Here is a 19,886-nt window from a genome sequence, read left to right as displayed (position 1 = left end):
ATAATAGGCCCGCGCATAGCGCAAAAAGAAGTTTTTACACCGAATATTTGCATTTTCTCACATAAGCGGCCGGAAATGCTTGCCAACACTTTGCCCCCCGACGTGATTTGGATCCGTTATTCCAGCCGTTGCGGCCTCTACAGCCGCAACCACAGCAAGCGATCCTGATCGATCACAGCATCGGCGCGATCTATTTGGCGCTGGTTTATGCCGCGCCGGCGGGCTCGACGAAATCGAGGCCGATATCCAGCACGGGCGCGCTGTGCGTCAGCCAACCGACCGAAATAAGGTCGACGCCGGAAGCGGCGATTGCAGCGGCCGTTGCCGGCGTCACCCGGCCCGATGCCTCGGTGATTGCCCGCCCGGCAACGATGGCGACCGCCTCGCGCAGCTGGTCCGGCGTCATATTGTCGAGCAGAACGGCATCGATACCGACGGCCATCGCCTCCTGCAGCTGATCGAGCCTGTCCACTTCGACCTCGATCTTGACCAGATGACCGACGCCGGCCCGCGCCCGGCGGATCGCCTCGGCAACGCCACCTGATATGGCCACGTGGTTGTCCTTGATCAGCACCGCGTCATAAAGCGCGAAACGGTGGTTCATGCCGCCGCCGGCCCGCACTGCATATTTTTCCAGCGCCCGCAGCCCCGGCGTCGTCTTGCGCGTGCAGGCGACCGAGGCCTTGGTGCCGCTGATGGCGGCGGCAATCCCGGCGGTGACGGTGGCGATGCCGGAGAGATGGCCGAGGAAATTCAGCGCGGTGCGCTCACCGGTCAAGAGTCCGCGCGAAGGGCCCTCGATGGTGGCGATGACGTCACCGGATTTGACCGCATCGCCGTCCTCGATGTGGCGGCGCATGACGATTTGAGGATCGACGAGCGTGAAGGCGAGGTCGGCCGCATCGAGGCCGGCGATCACGCCGGGCTGGCGGGCGGCCATCACCACCGTGGAGCGGTGATCCGAGGGGATGACCGATGCCGAGGTGATGTCGCCGGCAAGGCCGAGATCTTCGAGCAGGGCTGCCCGCACCAAGGGTTCGATAATCAGACGCGGAAGGGGAGTAAGGCTCATCTTAGGCACTCCTGGCAAGGGCATAGGACGGTGTTGCACGGGCGATCTCCAACGCCTGGGACAGACGCATCCGACGACGCTTGATATCAGCGAGCTTCAGCGGAAAATCGGTGCGGGCATGGGCGCCGCGCGATTCCATCCGCAGACCGGCAAAGACGGCGATCAGAAGCGCGACGATGGCCGGATCGGCGGCCGGGCCGTCACTTTCGGCAAGCGGCAGCAGGGCGGCAATCGCGTCCTGCACCGCGCCCCCATTGCGCAGCACGCCGAGATGGCGCGAGACGATCGGCCGGACCAGCGATGCGTCGGCCGGCGCTGGCAGCCTTTCGGACTGGAAGGGACTGCCGGTTCGTGCCGGCATGCCCGCTATGTCGCGCGCCGCCCGCATGCCCATCACCGCCGCTTCCAGCAGCGAATTGCTGGCCAGCCGGTTTGCGCCGTGCAGGCCGGTCGAGGCCGCCTCCCCGGCAACCCAGAGGGCGGGAACGGAGCTGCGGCCGTTGGCATCGGTTGCGACGCCGCCCATATGGTAGTGAACGGCCGGGCGCACCGGAATGAGGTCTTTCGCCGGATCGATTCCGGCTTCGCCGCAAAGGGCTGCGATCACAGGGAAGCGTGTAGCGAACCGGCTGCCGAGCGCGTCGCGGGCATCGAGGAAGACCCTGCCGCCGCGGGCGATCTCGGCACTGATGGCGCGCGCCACCACATCGCGCGGCGCAAGCTCGGCGCCCGGGATGCGGGCCATGAACCGTTCACCGCTTTCATTGACGAGCAGAGCCCCCTCGCCGCGCACCGCCTCGCTGACCAGCGCCAAGGGCCTGCGGCGAGAATCGAGCGCCGTCGGATGGAACTGGACGAATTCCATGTCGGCAAGGTCGGCACCCGCCCGTGCCGCGAGCGCAATCCCCTGGCCGAAATTGCCGATCGGATTGGTGGTCGCATCATAAAGGCCGCCGATACCGCCAGTGGCCAGCACCACCTTGCCGGTCGGCAGGATGGCAGTCCCATCCGCGGTCGCGCAGAGCAGGCCGGCGACCCCTTCTCCGTCCATCAGAATCCGCCGCGCTTCGAAGCCTTCGAGCACTGAAATGGCAGGCGACTGCGCCACGGCCCGTACCAATGCGGCGATGATTGCCGCACCCGAACCATCGCCTTCGGCATGGACGATGCGGCGGCGGTTATGGGCCGCCTCCAATCCGAGCGAGAATTCTCCCGTCGCATTGCGGTCGAAGCGCACGCCGGCCTGCTCCAGCGCGGCAATTGCTGCCGGTGCCTCGGCAATGATGCCGGCCGCGACGCTCCGGTCGCAGAGCCCGTCGCCGGCTGCAAGCGTATCGGCCAGATGAAGTGCGGCGCTGTCGTCGGCGCCGATGCTGGCGGCAATGCCGCCCTGCGCCCAAGCGCTCGAGGTTTCGGCGCCGAGGGCGGCGCGGGTGACAATGACAGAAGGTTCCGGCGCCAGCGTCAGCGCCGCCATCAGCCCGGCAAGGCCGCTGCCGACGATGACGGTGCGGCCGGTCAACTGCTCGAGGATCTCGGTCATATCGCAAGCATCCTCTCGACGGCGCGGCTCGCGGCCACGGCGATGGCCGGGTCGACCGTCACCTCGTGGCGGTTTTCCTCGAGTGCGGCGCGGATATTGGCAAGCGTAATCCGCTTCATATGCGGGCAGAGATTGCAGGGGCGGATGAATTCGACGTCGGGATGGTGGACTGCGACGTTGTCGCTCATCGAGCATTCGGTCAGTAGCACGACGCGCGCCGGCTTCTGCCTGCCGACATAATCGGACATCACAGCGGTGGAGCCGGCGAAATCGGCCTCCGCCACCACGTCCGGCGGGCATTCCGGATGGGCGAGCACCGTCACGCCGGGATGGTTTTCACGCAGTTGGCGGACATCCTCAGCGGTGAAGAGTTCATGCACTTCGCAATGCCCATGCCAGGCGATGATCTCGACGTCGGTCTCACGGGCGACGTTGCGGGCGAGATATTCGTCAGGGATCATCAGCACCTTCGGCACGCCGAGCGACTCCACCACCTGTTTGGCATTGCCCGAGGTGCAGCAGATGTCGGAGGCGGCCTTCACCGCGGCCGAGGTATTGACATAGGTGATGACGGGGACGCCGGGATGGGCCTGGCGCAGCAGCGCAATATCCTCCGGCGTGATCGAATCCGCCAGCGAGCAACCGGCGCCGAGATCGGGGATCAGCACGGTTTTTTCGGGGTTCAGAAGCTTGGCGGTCTCGGCCATGAAATGCACGCCGGCCAGCACGATGACATCGGCATCGACCTCGACAGCCTTGCGGGCGAGCGCCAGGCTGTCGCCGACGATATCGGCCACACCGTGAAAAATCTCAGGCGTCTGATAGTTGTGAGCGAGAATGACCGCATTACGGCGGCGCTTGAGCTCGAGAATGGCGTCCACGTCGTCCGCGAACGACATCCATTCGGCTTTGGGGATGACGCGGCTGACGCGGTTGTAGAGCGAGGATGCGGAAACTGCGTGATTCATGACCGGCTCCCAATTATGCTCGTTTTGAGCATATCATGGGCAAAGACATATTCTCGCTATGAGCATATGTCAATTGCGGGAGAGCGGTAATTTCGTTCCTGCGAGCGCCCGTTCTTCGAGCACGGTGTGGCGGAAGCGGAAGAGCTTGGCCGGCCGGCCGCCGGTTTCGCTTTCGGTTCCGCCGGTTTCCTCGACCAGTTCCTGCTGTTCGATCAGGCGGCGGAAATTCTGCTTGTGCAGCGTCAGTCCGGCCAGGGCCTCGATTGTGCGCTGCAGCCGCAGAAGCGTAAAACTCTCCGGCATCAGTTCGAAGACGACGGGGCGGTACTTGATCTTGGCGCGCAGCCGAGCAATCCCGGTCGCAAGAATGCGGCGATGATCGGCAAACATCGCCCGGCCGAGATTGGCTTCCGCCCCGCATCCGGATTCGGCCACGAGACCGGCTTCATAAAGCAGTTCGTAGCGTTGCAGGGCCAGATCCTCATTCCAGCCGCCGCCGTCGAGGCCGAAGGTGAAATCGGCGCGGCGATGGCGATGGTCCCGCCGGGCCGGATCGACATCCGCCCAGCTTTTCAGGCGTGCCACGATTTCATCCAGCACGGCCGGCCGGCCCTGCCGATGGTCTTCCCAGGGAAAATAGTCGTACCAGCCGTGCCATCCGGGTCGGCCGGCGCCCGCCTGCTCGTTGACGAGGCCGAGATAGCTGATCGAGATCGTCCGCCCGCCAAGAATCTCGTTGTTCCGGTCGCGGTCGGCGAAGGTATAGAGTTGTTCGAGATAACCAACCGGGTGCTCGGTCTGCTCCTGCACCCATTCGCGCAGGCCCGATTGCAGGGTTCGATGGCCCATTTCGAATGGGCCCGACGGCAGCGCGTTGCCGGAGCGGATGGTCATGACGCGCGGCTCATCCCCCGTCACCGCGACGAGCACTGCAATCAGTTCCGCATGCGCAAAGCCGATCGTCACAGGGGGCCGAATACTCCGTTCCGAATGAATCGAACGGATCATTCCTGCCACAGGCGGCGACGGAAGCCAATGCAACTTTCCCCTCTCCCCGCTGGGAAGAAGGGAGTCGCCGGGCAGGCGTCAGCGCTTGCCTGTCTCGTTAGTCAGCCGGTCGAGGAAAATCTTCAGTTCGGCTTCGTCGATACCGACGCAGTGACGCTTTTCCGGATAGGCGCCGGTCCTGACGTCCTCGGCGAATTCGGTGAAGGCGGCGATGCGCTCGCGCTGCAGCCGATCATGTTCGGCGGCGAAGTTGCGATAGACCTTGGCATGGCGGGGATAATGATCGCGATTGGCGCCGAGCACGTCGTCGGCGAAGAGATATTGGGCGTCGCAGCCGCTGCCCGCGCCCATCGAGATCATCAGCATCGAGGTGTTGCTGCTGATGGCGGCGGCAACGTCACCCGGCACGACTTCGATTTCGGCGGCGAAGGCGCCAGCCTCCTCGAGCGCTTTGGTCTGCCGCCAGATCTCGGCCGCACTTGCTGCCGTCTTGCCGACGGCGCGGAAACCTCCGGTCCAGGTGGCTTTCGAGGGGATCAGCCCGAGATGGCCGCAGACGGGGATGCCCTCGTCGCGCAGGCGACGGATCGTCTGCAGGCTCGCGGCGCAATAGACGGCATCACCGCCGGCCTTCAGGGCCGCAAAGGCGGCGCGCAGGTAGTCTTCGGCCGAGACGTGGTCGCCATATTCGAGACCCGGAATGGCAAAGGGCGTGGGGGCGATCTCGCGGAAGACCGGGCCGAGCAGCGACGGTGGTACCGAAACGATATCGATCCCGGCCTTTTCGGCGGCTTCGGCCTCCTCGAGCGAGGTGACGCGCAGCATGGTCAGCTGGCGCTTGCCCTTTTCCGCAAGCAGATCGGCAACGGTTGCACGCTTATGTTTTTTCATCATCAATTCCTTTGAAATATCGGGGGCTCAGGCGGCCAGAAGGGATTTCAGCTTGACGTTGCTTGATGTCAGCGCAGCAGGGTCTGGATGGGCGCCAGCCGCGATCAACATTTCCGCAAGTCTGATGTCGCGCGCCACGGCATTGCCCAGGCCGATGCCGCTTGCGGCGATCAAGCGGCCATCGGCGTCGAGGTGGAAGAGAATGAAGGCGTCCGGTCCGAGGTCGCGGCGCAGATGCAGGACCGCCCCTTCGGCGAGGCCTGATATCTGCAGCGTCATGTCGTATTGATCCGACCAGAACCACGGCACGGTTGAAACGGCTTCGTCGCAGCCGAGCATGTTGGCGGCGGCCAACGTGCCCTGCTCCTGGGCATTGCGCCAGGATTCGAGCCTTACCCGCCGGCCGCCATAGATCGGCAGCGGAAAGGAACAGCAGTCGCCGGCGGCAAAAACATCAGGCGCCGAGGTCCGGAGATAGGTGTCGACGGCAATGCCGTTTTCGATTGTAAGCCCCGCCCTTTCGGCGATGTCGACATTCGGCCGCGCGCCAATGCCGACGAGGGCGAGATCGGCTTCTATCACCTCGCCAGTCAATAGTTTGACGACGGCCTTCCCGCTTTCCGCAGTCAATGTCTCAATCGAGACACCGCAGCGGATATCGACACCTTCGGCCCGGTGGCGTTCGGTCAGCAGATGAGCGATCTCGTCCGGCACGCCGCGCTTCAGCACGCGTTCCAGTCCCTCAATGACGGTGACATCGGCCCCAAGCAGGCGCGCCGTCGCGGCAAGTTCCAGCCCGATGAAGCCGCCGCCGATAATGACGATATGCCGGCCGGGCTTCATGGCCTCGCGCAGAGCGGCCGCATCCTCATGGGTGCGAAGCGAACGGATATGCGGATTGCCTTCGGAGGCGCCCGGGAACGATCGCGCGGCCGCGCCCGTCGCCAGCAGAAGCTTGTCGTAGGAGAGTGCGGCGCCATCCGAAAGCAGGACGATCCGGGAGGCAGGATCGAAATCCCTGGCTTCAAGACCGATCAGCAGCCGGATGCCGCTTTCGGCGTATTTTTCCGCAGCCGCGATGAATTTCGGATCGCCGGCATCGGCGGCAGCGGCCTTCGAAAGCGGCGGCCGTTCATAAGGGTGAAGGGGTTCGGCGCCAACGAGCGTTATCTCGCCGGCAAAACCCTTTTCCCGCAGAGCGAAAGCGGCGCGAGCACCGCATTCGCCCGCACCGAGGATGACGAAATGAGCCACATCAGCCTCCTCAGACAGCGATGAAGACGGTGTCGCCTTCGATCTTGACCGGATAGGTCTTGAGATTGACGCAGACCGGTGCACCCTTGGCTTCGCCCGTCTTGTAGTTGAAGCGGCCGTTATGTTTCGGGCATTCGATGATTTCATCCATCACAAGCCCGTCGGCGAGATGGATATGTTCATGCGTGCAGAGTCCGTCGGTGGCGAAGAATTCGTCGTCGGGGCTGCGGTAGACCGCGAAGGTGCGCCCACCATGATCGAAGCGGATGACATCCTCTTCGTCGATCTCGTCCCTGCCGCAGACTTCGATCCAGTTTCCGCTCATCTCTAACCTCCCTTGATTGTGATTACTGCGCCGCCGGGGCGAGTTCGTTGTGGAATTCCTCGCGGTAGGGCCGCGCGGTGGCCGGCAGTTCCCGCTTCAGGAAATAATCCTCGTTGCGCAGCTGGCGCAGGAAAGCCGGGATCATCTCGCGGTAGCCCGACCAGATCGACCGGTTCGGCGCCGGCAGATCGTGCTTGATCATTGCGTGCAGCCGGGGCAGCGCGTGATAGGGCACCATCGGGAACATGTGATGTTCGACGTGGTAATTCATGTTCCAATAAATGAAACGGCTGATCGGGTTCATATAGACCGTGCGGCTGTTCAGCCGGTGATCGATGACGTTGTCGGCAAGGCCGCCATGCTGCAGGAGCCCGGTCAGCACGTGGTGCCAAGCGCCGTAGAGGCGCGGCAGGCCGATCAGCATCAGCGGCAGGATCGAGCCGGTGGCCACCGCGACGGCGACGGTCGCAAGATAGATCGCCAGCCAGATACGGGCGAAGCGGATCGCCTTCGGCTGCTCCATCTCCGGAATGAAGGTCTTTTCCGCCGCGCTGATGATGCCGAAGGCGTTGCGCAGCATGTCGAGGACAGCATGCCAGACGTCGAGGATGCCGAAGAAATTGAGGATCAACCGGAGCAGGTCCGGCGGCCGCATGACGGCGATCTCCGGATCGCGGCCGACGATGACCGTATCGGTATGATGGCGCGTATGGCTCCAGCGCCAGGTCACCGGATTGCGCATGATCATGAAGCAGGCGATCTGGTAGACGGCGTCGTTCATCCAGCGCGTTTTGAAGGCGGTGCCGTGACCGCATTCATGCCAGCGGCTGTCGGAGGCCGAGCCGTAGAGCACGCCGTAAGCGAGGAAGAAGGGCAGCGCGATCCAGGAGCCCCAGAAATAGATGCCGAGACCGGCAAAGACCGCCATGCTGCCGAGCCAGATGACTGTGTCACGGATCGCCGGCCCATCGGATCGCTGCATCAGCGCCTTCATCTCCTTGCGGGGAATGTCGGTGTGATACCATTCGGCAGCCGCCAGTCCCGTCTCCACCGCGGTGCGGCCGCTTTCCCCGAGCAGATCGTAGTCTCGTTTCTTTGTCTGGATCGCCATTATCCGCCTCCCTATGCCGTTGTCGGGAGAATAGGTTGACTTTGGACGACGCTCAATGCAGGCTTGATGTAATCTATCAAAAGCCATCATGAATGGCTCGCATCCATGAGCGAATACATCAGGGATATCATGCGCCGACCCACCATTTCCGATCTCGCCCGCGCCTCCGGCGTCAGCGTCGCCACTGTCGACCGCGTTCTCAACGCTCGTCATCGTGTGCGGGAGGAAACGGCGCGGCGGGTCTATGATGCGGCACAGGAGATCGGTTATCATGCCGTCGGCCTCATCCGGCAGCGCGTCTTCGAAGATCTGCCGCAATACAAGCTCGCCTTCCTGCTGCAGAAGCCGACGCAGGCCTTCTATCAGACGTTCGCCCGCGAAATCGAGGCGGCGGCGCGCGCCGTCACCACCGCCCGTCTGCAAATCCAGATCGAATACCCGTCTTCGACAACCCCTGCCGCAATCAACGAAAAGATCAAGTCGCTCGGCGCCCGCAATCAGGCCGTAGCCGTTGTCGGCCCCGACTACCCCGCGGTCACGACCGCGGTGGAGGAGTTGAAGGAGCGCGGCATTCCCGTCTTCTCGCTGCTCTCCGATCTCGCCACCGGCGTGCGTGACGCCTATGTCGGCGTCAACAACCGCAAGGTCGGACGCACCGCCGCCTGGATGATCGCACGAACGGCCGATAAGCCCGGCAAAGTGGCCTGTTTTGTCGGCAGCCACCGCTTCCACGGCCATGAATTGCGGGAGATCGGGTTCCGCTCCTATTTTCGGGAGAATGCGCCGGAATTCGATGTCGTCGAAACATTGATCAACCTGGAGACGGCCGAAATCACCCATGAGGCAACGCTGACGCTCCTGCAGAAACATCCCGACCTCGTCGGGCTTTATGTCTGCGGCGGCGGTATGGAGGGGGCGATTTCGGCGTTCCGTGAAGAGGATGTCGGCGGCCGGATCGTGCTTGTCGTCAATGAGCTGACGCCGGAGAGCAAGGCTGGTCTCGCCGACGATATCGTCACCATGGTGGTTGCCACTCCCCTGCCCGCTCTCTGCAAGGAGCTGTTATCGCTGATGCTCGGCGCGATAGAGCATGGTGAGGCCGCCGTTCCCGGCCAATCCTTCCTGCCATTCGATATCTATATTTCCGAGAATATCTGAGGAGTGATGGAATTCTATCATCACGCCTGAAATTCTTTCAGCAATGAGGGCGGGCGCCGGCAATGACGGATGGATTGCCCGGCAAATTCGGATAGAGATTCGCTCGCCCATTCACGAGTACCTCTCCGCTTCTGTCGCGGAGACGAGGAGGAGATATCCGTCATGACTTCGATCCGTTTTGCCCTCAACCACATGGCTGCGCCGTCGCTCGCTATCGATGATTTCTTCGCGCTGGCAAAGTCGCTCGGCATCGACTCGGTCGAGATCCGCAACGACCTTTCCGGCAACGCAATTCTCGACGGCACCAAACCCGAAGCGATCAGAGAAGCCGCCGCCCGCCACGGGCTGGCGATCATTTCGATCAACGCCCTGCAGCGTTTCAACGAATGGAATGAGACGCGTGCCAAGGAAGCGCGGGAACTGATCGATTATGCCGCCGCCTGCGGCGCCAAGGCGCTGGTCCTCGTCCCCAAGAACGACGGCACCGCCTGCGCCGACGGCGAACGCCAGGCCAATCTGCGCCAGTCCCTGGCAGCACTGAAGCCGATGCTTGATAAAGCCGGCATCATCGGCCTCGTCGAGCCGCTCGGTTTCGAGATCTGCTCGCTGCGTTCGAAGACCGAGGCGGCCGAGGCGATCAGGGAACTCGGCGCGCAATCGACCTTCAGGCTTGTCCACGACACCTTCCACCATCACCTTGCCGGCGAAGCCGCGACCTTCCCCGACCTGGCCGGCCTCGTGCACATTTCCGGCGTCAGCGATCCCTCCGTTTCCGTTGCCGATATGCGTGACTCCCATCGCGTGCTCGTGGACGGCGACGACCGGCTTGACAATGCCGGGCAGATCAAGGCGCTGCTGCAGGCAGGCTACAAGGGTCCGTTCTCCTTCGAACCCTTTGCTGCGGAAGTTCATGCGGTCAAGGACCCGGCCGCTGCGCTACGCGCCAGCATGGATTATCTGACCGCGCGGGTCTAAGACCCAAGGTACGCTTCTCTTCATGATCGGCCGCCGGCGAGCGGCCGATCATGAGACGTTATTCCCGGCCCCTGAACCGGCGCTGATAGGCCGGATCATAGAGCGAGCTCTCGCGAAAATCTTCCGCCTCGAGCGACGGTCCGACGAAGATGATCGCCGTGCGTTCGATCGGTTCGGCCGCAACCTTTGCCTCGATATCAGAGAGCGTGCCGGAGAGAATGCGCTCGTCCGCCCAGGAGGCCTTGACGACGATGACGATCGGGCAGTCCGCGCCGTAGAGTGGCGTCAACTCGTCGACCACCTGCTTCAGAGCATGGATCGCCAGATGGATGGCCAGCGTAGCGCCCGTCGCGCCGAATTTCGCCAACGTCTCTTCATTCGGCATCGGTGAAGCGCGGCCGGACACGCGGGTCAGCACCACGCTTTGAGCGATGGCCGGGATCGTCAGTTCGCGCCCGAGTGCCGCGGCCGCAGCCGCAAAGGCCGGAACACCCGGGGTCATCGTATAGGCGATGCCGTGCTTCTGCAGCCGGCGCACCTGCTCGGCGACCGCGCTCCAGACGGAGAGGTCGCCGGAGTGCAGCCGGGCGACGTCCTGGCCGGCGGCAGCGGCTCGGAGATATTCTTCCTCGATCTCATCGAGCGACATCGGGGCAGTATTGACGATGCGCGCGCCAGGCGGGCAATATTGCAGCAGTTCCGGCGAGACGATCGAGCCGGCATAGAGGCAGACCGGACAGCGGGCAATGAGATCGCGGCCACGCACTGTGATCAGATCCGCAGCGCCCGGCCCCGCGCCAATGAAATGCACCGTCATCCCGTTATCCTTTCGTCCAGCGCCATTGCGTCACCGGCATCGCCGGCCGCCAGCCGCTCATGCTGCCGAGCGGCGCAGCGCGCGATATTTCGATCCGCGTGAGGGAGCCGCCGCGTTTTGCATGTTCGGCGATCAATACCGCTTCCATCTCCAACGTCACGGCATTGGCGACGAGCCGCCCTCCCCGCTTCAGCGCGGCGATGGCCGTGTCGATGACATCAGGATCGCTGCCGCCGCCGCCGAGAAAGATCGCGTCCGGTTCCGGCAGGCCTCGCAGCGCATCGGGCGCTGAACCCTCGACGACGGCGAGATGCGGCACGCCAAAGGCGGATGCGTTGCGGGCAATCCGCGCCGCCCGCTCCGGCGATTGCTCGACAGCGATCGTCTTCAGGCAGGGATCAGCCAGCATCCATTCGATGCCGATCGATCCCGAGCCGGCGCCGACATCCCAGAGCAGTTCGCCGTGACGTGGCGCAAGCGCCGAGAGCGTCATCGCCCGGATCTCCCGTTTGGTGATCTGACCGTCATGCTCGAACAAATCATCCTCGAGACCTGCGGCAAAAGGCAGGATGCGAGCCCTCTCCCCTGCCGCAACCTCGAGCGCGCAGACGTTCAGGGGATCGATGTCAGTGAGATCGAAATCCGCCGCCACGGCGCGTTTCTGTCGTTCTCGCGCACCGCCTAACGCTTCGAGCACGGTAAGCCTCGACTGACCGAAGCCGGTTGCGACAAGCAAGGCAGCAAGCTCGCCGGGTCCCTTCTCATCAGAGGTCAGAGCAATGATGCGCCGCCCGGGGTGCAGATGCGGTCGGACCAGGTCGAGCGGGCGTCCGTGCAGCGAGATCGCCGTCACGTCCTGTTGCGGCCAGCCGAGCCGCGAGGCGGCAAGGCTGAAGGCAGACGGCGCCGGAATGACACGCATCTCTTCGGCCGATACACGGCGGCAGAGGGTTGCGCCGACGCCATAGAGAAACGGATCGCCGGAGGCGAGCACGACGACAGGTGTGCCGCGCCTTTCAAGAACGGCATCGACCGAACGCTCGAAGGGGCTCTGCCAGGCAAGCTTTTCGCCCGATATCAGCGATGCGGCAAGCGCGTGGTGCCGCGCCCCGCCGAAGACCGCGGGTGCGGCGGCTATCAGCCTCTTCGCCTCCTCACTCAGCCCTGCTGGACCATCTTCGCCGATGCCGATAATAGTCAGCCAGGGCTGGGTGCAAGTGGGAAAGACATCAGACATGGGAAGACTTCGCATCCTGATCCTCGGCGGCACCGGCGAGGCGCGCCTGCTCGCCGAAGCGCTCGCAGCGCGTGGTGATTGCGATATTCTGCTGTCGCTTGCCGGACGTACCGAGAAACCGGCCGTGCAGCCTGTTCCGGTCCGTATCGGTGGTTTCGGCGGTGCCATGGCGCTGGCCGATTTTCTGAAAGCCGGCGGCTACGGGCTGCTGATCGACGCCACGCACCCTTTCGCCGAACGAATTTCCAAAAATGCCGGCATCGCGGCCAAAGCCGCCGCTGTCGCTGCGATCGCTCTGCGCCGCCCCGAATGGCAACGAATGCCGGGTGATCGCTGGCGGGAAGCGCAGAGCATTCCGGCGGCCATCGCGGCGCTCGGCCAATCTCCCCGCCATGTCTTCCTGGCGACGGGCCGGCAGAGCGCTCACCACGCAGAAGCGGGGCCGCAACATCACTATCTCATCCGCAGCGTCGACCCCGTCGAACGGCCGCTTAGGCTTCCGAATGCCATATACATTCTCGATCGCGGCCCCTTCACGCTGGAAAGTGAATGCACTTTGCTGAGACAGCATCATATCGATGTCATCATTGCCAAGAATAGCGGCGGCTCCGCCACCTATCCGAAGATCGAGGCGGCCCGTTTGCTCGGCATCGAGGTGATGATGATAGCGCGTGCGCCGTCGCCGATCATCACATCGGTCGAAACCGTCGAGGCGGCGCTTGCGTCGATCGATCACCTCTTCCCCCCCGCCATGAAACGTGGCGTGTAGACCAGATCCGGCTTGCCGGGGCGGGCGACGATCCGCGTTTCGGCGGAGCCGATGATGATGCAGGTCGCCATATCGGCAATCGATGCGTCCGCTTGCGATAGCGGCTGCACCGCGATGTGCTCGTTTACCCGCCCGGCCGCGCGGCCGAAAATTACCGGGGTCGTTGCCGGCAGATGGTGGCGCAGCAGCTTGAAAGCCTCACCGAGTTGCCACGGCCGCGCCCGGCTGATCGGGTTATAGAGCGCGATGACGAAGCCTGCTCTTGCCGCCAATTCAAGTCTGTTTTCTATGACATTCCAAGGCTTTAAGTTATCTGATAGCGATATTGCGCAGAAGTCGTGACCAAGCGGCGCCCCGGCTCTTGCGGCCACCGCCAGCATCGCCGTGACACCGGGCAGCACGGTAAGATCGACGGCGCGCCACGCCGCCGGCCCGTTCTCCATCGCCTCGCAGACGGCAGCGGCCATGGCGAAGACACCGGGATCGCCGCCGGAGACGATGCAGACATTGGCGCCGTCCGCTGCCATGGAAAGCGCCGCCCCTGCCCTGTCGAGCTCCTCGCGATTATCCGACGCATGCCGCAGCTGATCGGAGCGGAGCTGCAGCCGGTCGAGATAAGGTCCGTAGCCGAAGAAATCCGTCGCCGCCTCGACAACCGCCAGCGCTTCCGGTGTCATCTGCTCGGGATTGCCGGGGCCGGTGCCGATGACGAAAAGCCTGCCACTCATCGGCTGCCCTCCCAGCCCGGCACCAGCACGAGCGAGAAATAGGGCGCATCGCCGTCGCTCTTGTCGGCAAGCTTTTCCATCGCCGCATTCGCCATGGTGCCGCGCTCGACATAGAGGGCGTCCGCAAGCCGGCCTGCGGCCGAAAGCGCTCGGCGGATCTTCGGCAGATTGCGGCCGACCTTCATGATCACGGCGGCCTGCGTATCGACAAGGCGCCGCGTCAGCTCGGTCTCGGCCATCGTACCGGGCAGTACGGAGAGCACGTCATCGCCCTGGACGATCGGCATGCCGGCCAGCGACCAGCAGCCCGACATGGCGCTGATGCCGGGGATCACTTCGGTGGGATAGTGCTTGGAGAGCCTGACATGCAGGTGCATATAGGAGCCGTAGAAGAGCGGGTCGCCTTCGCTGAGAACGGCGACGGTCCGCCCGGCGTCGAGATGCCTGGCGATGTCTCTTGCAGACCGGTCGTAAAACTCGGTGATCAGGCTCTGATAGCGTTCGTCGTTTTTGTCGATCTCGGTTGTGACAGGATAGTAGAGCGGCAGCAGCGTCACCGCTGGTTTCAGCAGAGGCTCGACGATCGCCTTGCCGTTGCCACCCCTGCCCTGCTTGGCGAAATATGCGATGACGTCAGCGCTTTCTATGGCACGCACGGCCTTGAGGGTCAGAAGCTCCGGATCGCCGGGCCCCGTGCCGACGCCGATGAGACGGCCTGATGTCATCATAGGCCAGGCCTCGCCAGCGCATTGATGGCGGCTGCCGTCATGGCGCTGCCACCGAGCCGGCCGCGCACGATGGCAAAGGGGACGCCATAGGAATTTTCCGCCAGCGCGTCCTTCGATTCCGCCGCGCCGACGAACCCGACGGGCATGCCCAGGATCGCCGCGGGTTTCGGCGCGCCGTCGCGCAGGAGTTCTAGAAGATGGAAGAGGGCGGTCGGCGCGTTGCCGATCGCGACAATGCTCCCGCCGAGCCGATCGAGCCAGAGATGCATGGCGGCGGCCGAGCGTGTATTGCCGATCTCGCGTGCGCGCTCCGGCGTTGCGGGATCGCGCAGTGTGCAGATCACCTCGTTCAGAGCCGGCAGCCGCGCCCGTGTGACGCCGTGCGACACCATTTCCGCATCGCAGAAGATCGGCGCGCCGGCCTTCAGCGCGTCGCGCGCGGTGCTGACGAAATCGGTGGAAAAGATGAAATGCTTCGCCGCTTCCACGAGCCCGCAGGCATGGATCATGCGAACGGCGATCTCAGCCTCGTCTTCGGTGAAAGGCGAAAGATCGGCCTCGGCGCGGATGATCGCAAAGGAACGCTCGTAGATCGCGTCGCCGCTGCGGATGTAATCGTAGTCTGGCATTCCTATTCCTGTCACGGCGCCTTCCAAACGCTGGTTGCGCCAAGCCGTGTAAGGCAGGCGGCGGCCGATTCGCCAGCGCTCCTGTTGTCTGTGATGGACCGGGCGAGCCTCTCTATAGCGAAATCGATCCGACCGCCAGCGATCCGTTCATCTGGCAGATCTGAAGCAAGCCCGTTAAGGATGAGGCCGAAACCATCTGCCGATCCGGTCAGCGTCAGCGCCGGCCCGGCATGGGCGCAGCCTTTCGAACAGCCGGAGAGATGGATCGTCATCGATCCGTCGAACAGAACAGGTGCTGCGGTAATGAGGCGGCGCGCCAGGGCTCTCGTCTCGTAGAAAGCGGAGCCGCAGGCGCCGGCGCCGGCGCAGGCAGCGACATATTCGCTTTTCTCGCCGGATTGCACGCTGAAGCCATGTTTGCTCGCAGTGATCTGGAGGGCCGGCGCGGCACCCGCCGGAAAGTCGGTGAAGAAGAAGCCGCGGCCGGGCGCAAGTCGGATGGCTGTCGCGCCCTGGGCTTTTGCCTCGTCGAACAGGGCGGTCAGATCGGATGCCGTCATCTGACCGAATTCCGGCCGCACACCAAGCACATGTCTTCCGTTCTTTAGCCAGTGCAAGCCGGAAAGCGGCATCTTTGCTCGATGTGACGGACGAAATCGGATGGCATCCATGGCGGGAAACCGCGCGCGCAGAAGGGCCGGATCGATATCCCTCGCCCGTCGGCTCTGCCTGACCGCCAGCAGCTCGAGAATCTCGCCAACGGCTGATATCGCCGCTTCTGCTGCACCCTTCGCAACTGGCGTTGCCGTCTCGCCGTCGCCGTTGATCGCAACGAGCCATTGTGCGCCGGGTTGCGCGACGATACGAATATCGGCCGGAAGCGCCGACAAACCGAACGCGCCGCCGCCGTCGATGATGAGCGAGAGTTTCGGTGCTAGCCGCGGCGAGGCGAGCCCCTCTCCGAGCGTGCTGCGCAACGCTTGTTCCAGCGCTGCCGGATCGCTTATCTCCTCGGGATCGATGCCGTGCAGCGGCGATATTTCGATGGGCGGCCCGTCCGGCACGGCGATCCCGGCGGCATCGATATCGGCGGCGAGGCGCCTAACGGTTTCGGCCCGCAGCCCGCGGATTTGCAGGTTGCCGCGCGCGGTGATTTCCACGATGCCGTTTCCATGCTCCGCAGCCGAGCGGGCAAGCGCTGAGAATTGCGATAGCGTCAAGGTGCCGCCGGCCGGACGCAGCCGCACGAGCAAACCATCGCCGGTCGGCATCGGTGCGGCAAGGGCCGGGCAGGCGCCGCGCGGGCGTGGCTTCGCCGGCGGCCGATCATCGAGATCCGCCTCGCCTGTCCTGTCGATTGCCTTGGCGGCCTCTGTGCCCATTCTCAACCCTCTGATCATCTCTTACATGATCGCGGCCGGCGCGGCAAAACACGATGGCGACGGCTATTCCTCGAAGTCGCGTCCCTTGCGCAGCAGATATATGTCCATGATCCAGCCGTGCCGCTGCCTCGCCTCGCTTCGGAGTGTCTGGATGTCGGCAGCGATGTCTGCGAGCCGTCCCGATCGGATGATCTCGTCCCCGGTGCCGAGATAGGCGCCCCAGAAGATCTCGGCGTCGACATGGTCGATCTTCGCAAAAGCCTGTTCGCCATCGAGCATGACGACCGTACTGCCGCCGCGAAGTCCATCTCGCGCCAGCCGCCGCCCGGTGGTGATCCCGACCGGCTTGCCGACGAGGTTGAGCGGGATTTTGTGGCTGGCCGCCAAAGCTTGGATGCTGGTGATGCCGGGAACGACGCTGTAATCGAAATCAATGCTGTTTGCTTGACGAACGCGTTCGATGATGCGGATCGTGCTGTCGTAAAGACTGGGATCACCCCAGACGAGAAAGGCGCCAGTGCCGCCGTCCGGCACCCCCGAGATCAATTCTCTATAGATATTCGCGATCTCACCGTGCCAGGCATCGACGCTTTGTGAGTAGCTTCTGTCTTCGGTCTGCCTTCCCGGCACCTCGAATTCCGCGATCCGGACACCTGGTCTAGTGACATAGCGCTCGCAGATCTTTCGCCTCACCTCGGCGAGCTCTTCCTTGCCGGCGCCCTTGAGCGGCAGGAAGATCACGTCGGCAGCGTTCATGGCGTTGATCGCCTGTATGGTGACGTGCTCCGGATTGCCCGTGCCGATTCCGATGATATTGATATGCTTCAAGCGGATATTTCCCCGTGAGTCCAAGCGGTCTTGCCGAAAAACCGGGCCGGCCGCAAGGGCAGGGCAGGGAGTTGGCCGCGGCCAACTCGGCCCGACACGGCGGCTTGACCCCTATTGTTGCCGTAAATCCCGAATCGTGTCACTTTCGATACGCTTTTTGACGCTATGTTGACAGAAAAGCGCATCGAAAAGGATTGGGTGTTTTGGACAACATTAGCGTATCGACGACAGACGTGCGGATCGAGCGGCATGCGAACCAGCTTTCGCGGCAACTGAAGCTCCTCCGCGACAAGCTGTTTCCGCCGCTTGCGCAGAAGACGCTGCGCACATTCTCTTCCGGCGAAGCCGCCCAGATGATCGGCGTTTCCGACGGTTATCTTCGCCAGCTTTCGCTGGACGGCAAGGGGCCGCAGCCGGAGCTCTCCTCAAATGGTCGACGTTCCTATACGCTCGGGCAGATCAATGAATTGCGCCATTACATGGCGAACCTGAAGCCGAAGGATGCGCTGAGTTACCTCCCGTGGCGTCGCCCCGGCGAAAAGCTGCAGACGGTCGCCGTCACCAATTTCAAGGGCGGTTCGGCCAAGACGACGACCACGCTTTATCTGGCGCAACATCTGGCACTGGAGGGTTACCGGGTGCTGGCGATCGATCTCGACCCGCAGGCCTCGCTGTCCTCCATGCTGGGCGTTCAGCCGGAATTCGATCTTTCCGACGGCGATACGCTGTATGGGGCCATCCGCTACGATGCGGCTCGTAAGCCGCTGAAGGAGATCGTCCGCAAGACCTATTTCGACGGACTCGATCTGGTGCCCGGCAATCTCGAACTGATGGAGTTCGAGCATGAGACGCCGCGGGCGCTCAATGATCGCCAGAAGCCGGCCGAGCTGTTTTTCCGCCGCGTCGGCGTCGCTATTGCCGAGGTCGAGGCCGATTACGATGTGGTGGTGATCGACTGCCCGCCGCAGCTCGGCTACCTCACCCTCGGTGCCGTTTGCGCCGCCACATCGCTGCTCATCACCATTCACCCCCAGATGGTTGATGTCGCCTCCATGTCGCAGTTCCTGCTGATGACCTCGGATCTTCTCTCTGTGGTTCGCAGGGCCGGCGGCGACCTGCAGCATGACTTCATCAAATATGTCGTCACCCGCCACGAACCCTTCGATGCGCCGCAGTCGCAGATCGTTGCGCTGTTGCGCAGCCTGTTCGGCGACGACGTGCTGACGGCAACCATTCTCAAATCGACGGCAATCGCCGATGCCGGGCTGACAAAGCAGACGCTTTACGAAATCGAGAAGGGGCAGGTGCGCCGCTCGACGTATGATCGGGCGCTGGAATCGGTCAACGCCGCTAATGGCGAGGTTCTTGCCGGCATTCACAAAGCCTGGGGCCGCACATGAGCAGACGTGATCGCCTGAAAGGTCTTTTCGACGATACGGCGCAGGAGTTGGCCGCGGCCAACTACGAGGAGCCTTCTTTGCGTGGATCGGCCGGTCCGGTTCGGACAATGGCGCTGACCCTTGGCCGCATGGAGGAAGAGAGCAGGGCGATGCAGGAGGCTTTGCTCTCCGGCGAGCGCATCGTGGAACTCGATCCCGATCTGATCGATTCTTCCTTCGTCCGCGATCGCCTTGCCGACCAGCCGCTCGATCGCGAGGACGAGCTGGTGCAGTCGATTGCCGACAATGGCCAGGAAGTGCCGATCCTTGTTCGGCGCCATCCCGAAGATGGCGAGCGGTACCAGATCGCCTACGGCCATCGCCGGCTGCAGGCAGTCAAGCTGCTCGGGCGCAGGGTGCAGGCGATCGTCCGCCAGCTCGACGACACCGATGTCGTCATTGCGCAGGGCATCGAGAACTCGGCGCGCCGGAACCTTTCCTATATCGAACGCGCCGTCTTCGCTCTCAATCTCGAGCTCAAGGGCTTTGAACGTCCGGTTATCATGAAGGCGCTGTCCACCGATAAGACGGAGCTATCGAAGCTGCTGTCGGTAGCCAAGGCCATTCCGGCAGAAATCATCAGGTCGGTGGGGGCCGCACCCGGTATCGGACGACGCAAGTGGATGGCGCTTGCCCAGGACTGGAATGGGACGACGGCGGCGCGGCTTGCGAAGGTCATCGCGTCAGATCGGTTCAAGGCGGAGGAGAGCGACCGCCGATTCGAGGTTTTGGTCGCCGAACTCGCCAGGAAAGAGGCCAAGCCCGAGCCCACCGAATATGACTGGAAGCCGAAGAGCGGCGGCAAGATTGCCGGCCGAATCAAAAGCGCCGGCAATTCCTTCACGATCGCGTTGAAAACAGGCGAAGCGCCGGATTTCGGCGCTTACATTTCACGCCGTCTCGATGAGCTTTACGAAGCTTATCAGGCCGGCAAGTTGCAAGCAGGAGAGTAGGCCGCAAAAGAAAAAAGCCTCCGAACGTTGCCGTCGCGGAAGCCTTTCTCATATCTGGACAATCTGAGAAT

20 protein-coding genes are annotated in these 19,886 nt (G+C 63.4%); 5 read left to right on the top strand and 15 right to left on the bottom strand.

Annotated elements, in window-relative coordinates:
• Positions 1 to 205 precede the first annotated feature (205 nt).
• The 8 genes from nadC to B5E41_RS07105 all read right to left on the bottom strand — a co-directional run bounded on the left by nadC (position 206) and on the right by B5E41_RS07105 (position 8,172).
• A complete protein-coding gene (nadC, locus tag B5E41_RS07140; protein ID WP_176439354.1) occupies positions 206 to 1,096 on the bottom strand; it encodes a carboxylating nicotinate-nucleotide diphosphorylase in 891 nt (296 codons plus the stop codon).
• A complete protein-coding gene (locus tag B5E41_RS07135) occupies positions 1,074 to 2,615 on the bottom strand; it encodes an L-aspartate oxidase (RefSeq protein WP_088392232.1) in 1,542 nt (513 codons plus the stop codon). Before B5E41_RS07135 ends, nadC begins: the two co-directional genes overlap by 23 nt.
• Positions 2,612 to 3,583 (bottom strand): quinolinate synthase NadA, encoded by a 972-nt coding sequence (nadA, locus tag B5E41_RS07130; protein WP_088392230.1) that lies wholly within the window; start codon positions 3,581 to 3,583, stop codon positions 2,612 to 2,614. The genes B5E41_RS07135 and nadA overlap by 4 nt, the downstream gene beginning before the upstream one ends.
• Before the next feature lie 69 nt (positions 3,584 to 3,652).
• A complete protein-coding gene (locus B5E41_RS07125; RefSeq protein WP_176439348.1) occupies positions 3,653 to 4,591 on the bottom strand; it encodes an NUDIX hydrolase in 939 nt (312 codons plus the stop codon).
• 78 nt (positions 4,592 to 4,669) lie between these two features.
• Positions 4,670 to 5,485: a 3-methyl-2-oxobutanoate hydroxymethyltransferase gene (locus tag B5E41_RS07120; protein ID WP_176439347.1), complete on the bottom strand. Its 816-nt coding sequence runs from the start codon at positions 5,483 to 5,485 to the stop codon at positions 4,670 to 4,672.
• A 24-nt stretch (positions 5,486 to 5,509) separates the two neighbouring features.
• A complete protein-coding gene (locus B5E41_RS07115; protein ID WP_088392228.1) occupies positions 5,510 to 6,736 on the bottom strand; it encodes an NAD(P)/FAD-dependent oxidoreductase in 1,227 nt (408 codons plus the stop codon).
• 10 nt (positions 6,737 to 6,746) lie between these two features.
• Positions 6,747 to 7,061 (bottom strand): MocE family 2Fe-2S type ferredoxin, encoded by a 315-nt coding sequence (locus B5E41_RS07110; RefSeq protein ID WP_088392226.1) that lies wholly within the window; start codon positions 7,059 to 7,061, stop codon positions 6,747 to 6,749.
• Between the two features lie 22 nt (positions 7,062 to 7,083).
• Positions 7,084 to 8,172: a fatty acid desaturase family protein gene (locus B5E41_RS07105; RefSeq protein ID WP_088392224.1), complete on the bottom strand. Its 1,089-nt coding sequence runs from the start codon at positions 8,170 to 8,172 to the stop codon at positions 7,084 to 7,086.
• A gap of 129 nt (positions 8,173 to 8,301) precedes the next feature.
• Between B5E41_RS07105 and B5E41_RS07100 the strand changes: the two genes are divergently transcribed.
• Positions 8,302 to 9,330: a LacI family DNA-binding transcriptional regulator gene (locus B5E41_RS07100; RefSeq protein ID WP_011428300.1), complete on the top strand. Its 1,029-nt coding sequence runs from the start codon at positions 8,302 to 8,304 to the stop codon at positions 9,328 to 9,330.
• A 162-nt stretch (positions 9,331 to 9,492) separates the two neighbouring features.
• On the top strand, positions 9,493 to 10,305 hold the full coding sequence (locus B5E41_RS07095) for a TIM barrel protein (protein ID WP_088392222.1): 813 nt from the start codon (positions 9,493 to 9,495) through the stop codon (positions 10,303 to 10,305).
• Positions 10,306 to 10,363: 58 nt separating this feature from the next.
• Here the strand turns inward: B5E41_RS07095 and cobM are convergent, their stop codons facing one another.
• Together cobM and cbiE are read right to left on the bottom strand one after the other, a co-directional pair.
• On the bottom strand, positions 10,364 to 11,122 hold the full coding sequence (gene cobM / locus B5E41_RS07090) for a precorrin-4 C(11)-methyltransferase (RefSeq protein ID WP_088392220.1): 759 nt from the start codon (positions 11,120 to 11,122) through the stop codon (positions 10,364 to 10,366).
• A gap of 4 nt (positions 11,123 to 11,126) precedes the next feature.
• Positions 11,127 to 12,359 carry a precorrin-6y C5,15-methyltransferase (decarboxylating) subunit CbiE gene (gene cbiE, locus B5E41_RS07085; protein WP_088392218.1) on the bottom strand — a complete coding sequence of 411 codons (1,233 nt, stop codon included), beginning with the start codon at positions 12,357 to 12,359 and terminating at the stop codon, positions 11,127 to 11,129.
• Here cbiE and B5E41_RS07080 point away from each other — a divergent pair.
• Positions 12,358 to 13,128, top strand: coding sequence for a cobalt-precorrin-6A reductase (locus B5E41_RS07080; RefSeq protein ID WP_088392216.1), 771 nt, complete (start codon positions 12,358 to 12,360; stop codon positions 13,126 to 13,128). The two genes, cbiE and B5E41_RS07080, sit on opposite strands and share 2 nt — an antisense overlap.
• Here B5E41_RS07080 and B5E41_RS07075 read toward each other — a convergent pair.
• From B5E41_RS07075 to cobF, 5 genes are all read right to left on the bottom strand, one after another.
• The gene (locus tag B5E41_RS07075) at positions 13,092 to 13,856 is read right to left on the bottom strand and encodes a precorrin-3B C(17)-methyltransferase (RefSeq protein WP_088392214.1); all 765 of its coding nucleotides are present in this window, start codon (positions 13,854 to 13,856) and stop codon (positions 13,092 to 13,094) included. The two genes, B5E41_RS07080 and B5E41_RS07075, sit on opposite strands and share 37 nt — an antisense overlap.
• A complete protein-coding gene (locus B5E41_RS07070; protein ID WP_088392212.1) occupies positions 13,853 to 14,584 on the bottom strand; it encodes a precorrin-2 C(20)-methyltransferase in 732 nt (243 codons plus the stop codon). The genes B5E41_RS07075 and B5E41_RS07070 overlap by 4 nt, the downstream gene beginning before the upstream one ends.
• Positions 14,581 to 15,213 (bottom strand): precorrin-8X methylmutase, encoded by a 633-nt coding sequence (locus B5E41_RS07065; RefSeq protein WP_088392210.1) that lies wholly within the window; start codon positions 15,211 to 15,213, stop codon positions 14,581 to 14,583. Before B5E41_RS07065 ends, B5E41_RS07070 begins: the two co-directional genes overlap by 4 nt.
• Before the next feature lie 11 nt (positions 15,214 to 15,224).
• On the bottom strand, positions 15,225 to 16,595 hold the full coding sequence (cobG, locus tag B5E41_RS07060; protein ID WP_088392208.1) for a precorrin-3B synthase: 1,371 nt from the start codon (positions 16,593 to 16,595) through the stop codon (positions 15,225 to 15,227).
• Between the two features lie 63 nt (positions 16,596 to 16,658).
• Positions 16,659 to 17,423: a precorrin-6A synthase (deacetylating) gene (cobF, locus tag B5E41_RS07055; RefSeq protein WP_088392206.1), complete on the bottom strand. Its 765-nt coding sequence runs from the start codon at positions 17,421 to 17,423 to the stop codon at positions 16,659 to 16,661.
• A gap of 203 nt (positions 17,424 to 17,626) precedes the next feature.
• Between cobF and repA the strand changes: the two genes are divergently transcribed.
• Positions 17,627 to 18,823, top strand: a complete 1,197-nt coding sequence (gene repA / locus B5E41_RS07050) for a plasmid partitioning protein RepA (protein ID WP_064808802.1) — start codon at positions 17,627 to 17,629, stop codon at positions 18,821 to 18,823.
• Positions 18,820 to 19,815: a plasmid partitioning protein RepB gene (gene repB / locus B5E41_RS07045; protein ID WP_088392204.1), complete on the top strand. Its 996-nt coding sequence runs from the start codon at positions 18,820 to 18,822 to the stop codon at positions 19,813 to 19,815. Before repA ends, repB begins: the two co-directional genes overlap by 4 nt.
• Positions 19,816 to 19,886: the final 71 nt, after the last annotated feature.

It is taken from the genome of Rhizobium esperanzae, from assembly GCF_002204185.1.
Taxonomy (GTDB): Bacteria; Pseudomonadota; Alphaproteobacteria; order Rhizobiales; family Rhizobiaceae; genus Rhizobium; species Rhizobium esperanzae.
The sequence above is the reverse complement of the archived record's forward strand: the minus strand, read 5'-3'. Positions and strand labels throughout refer to the sequence as shown.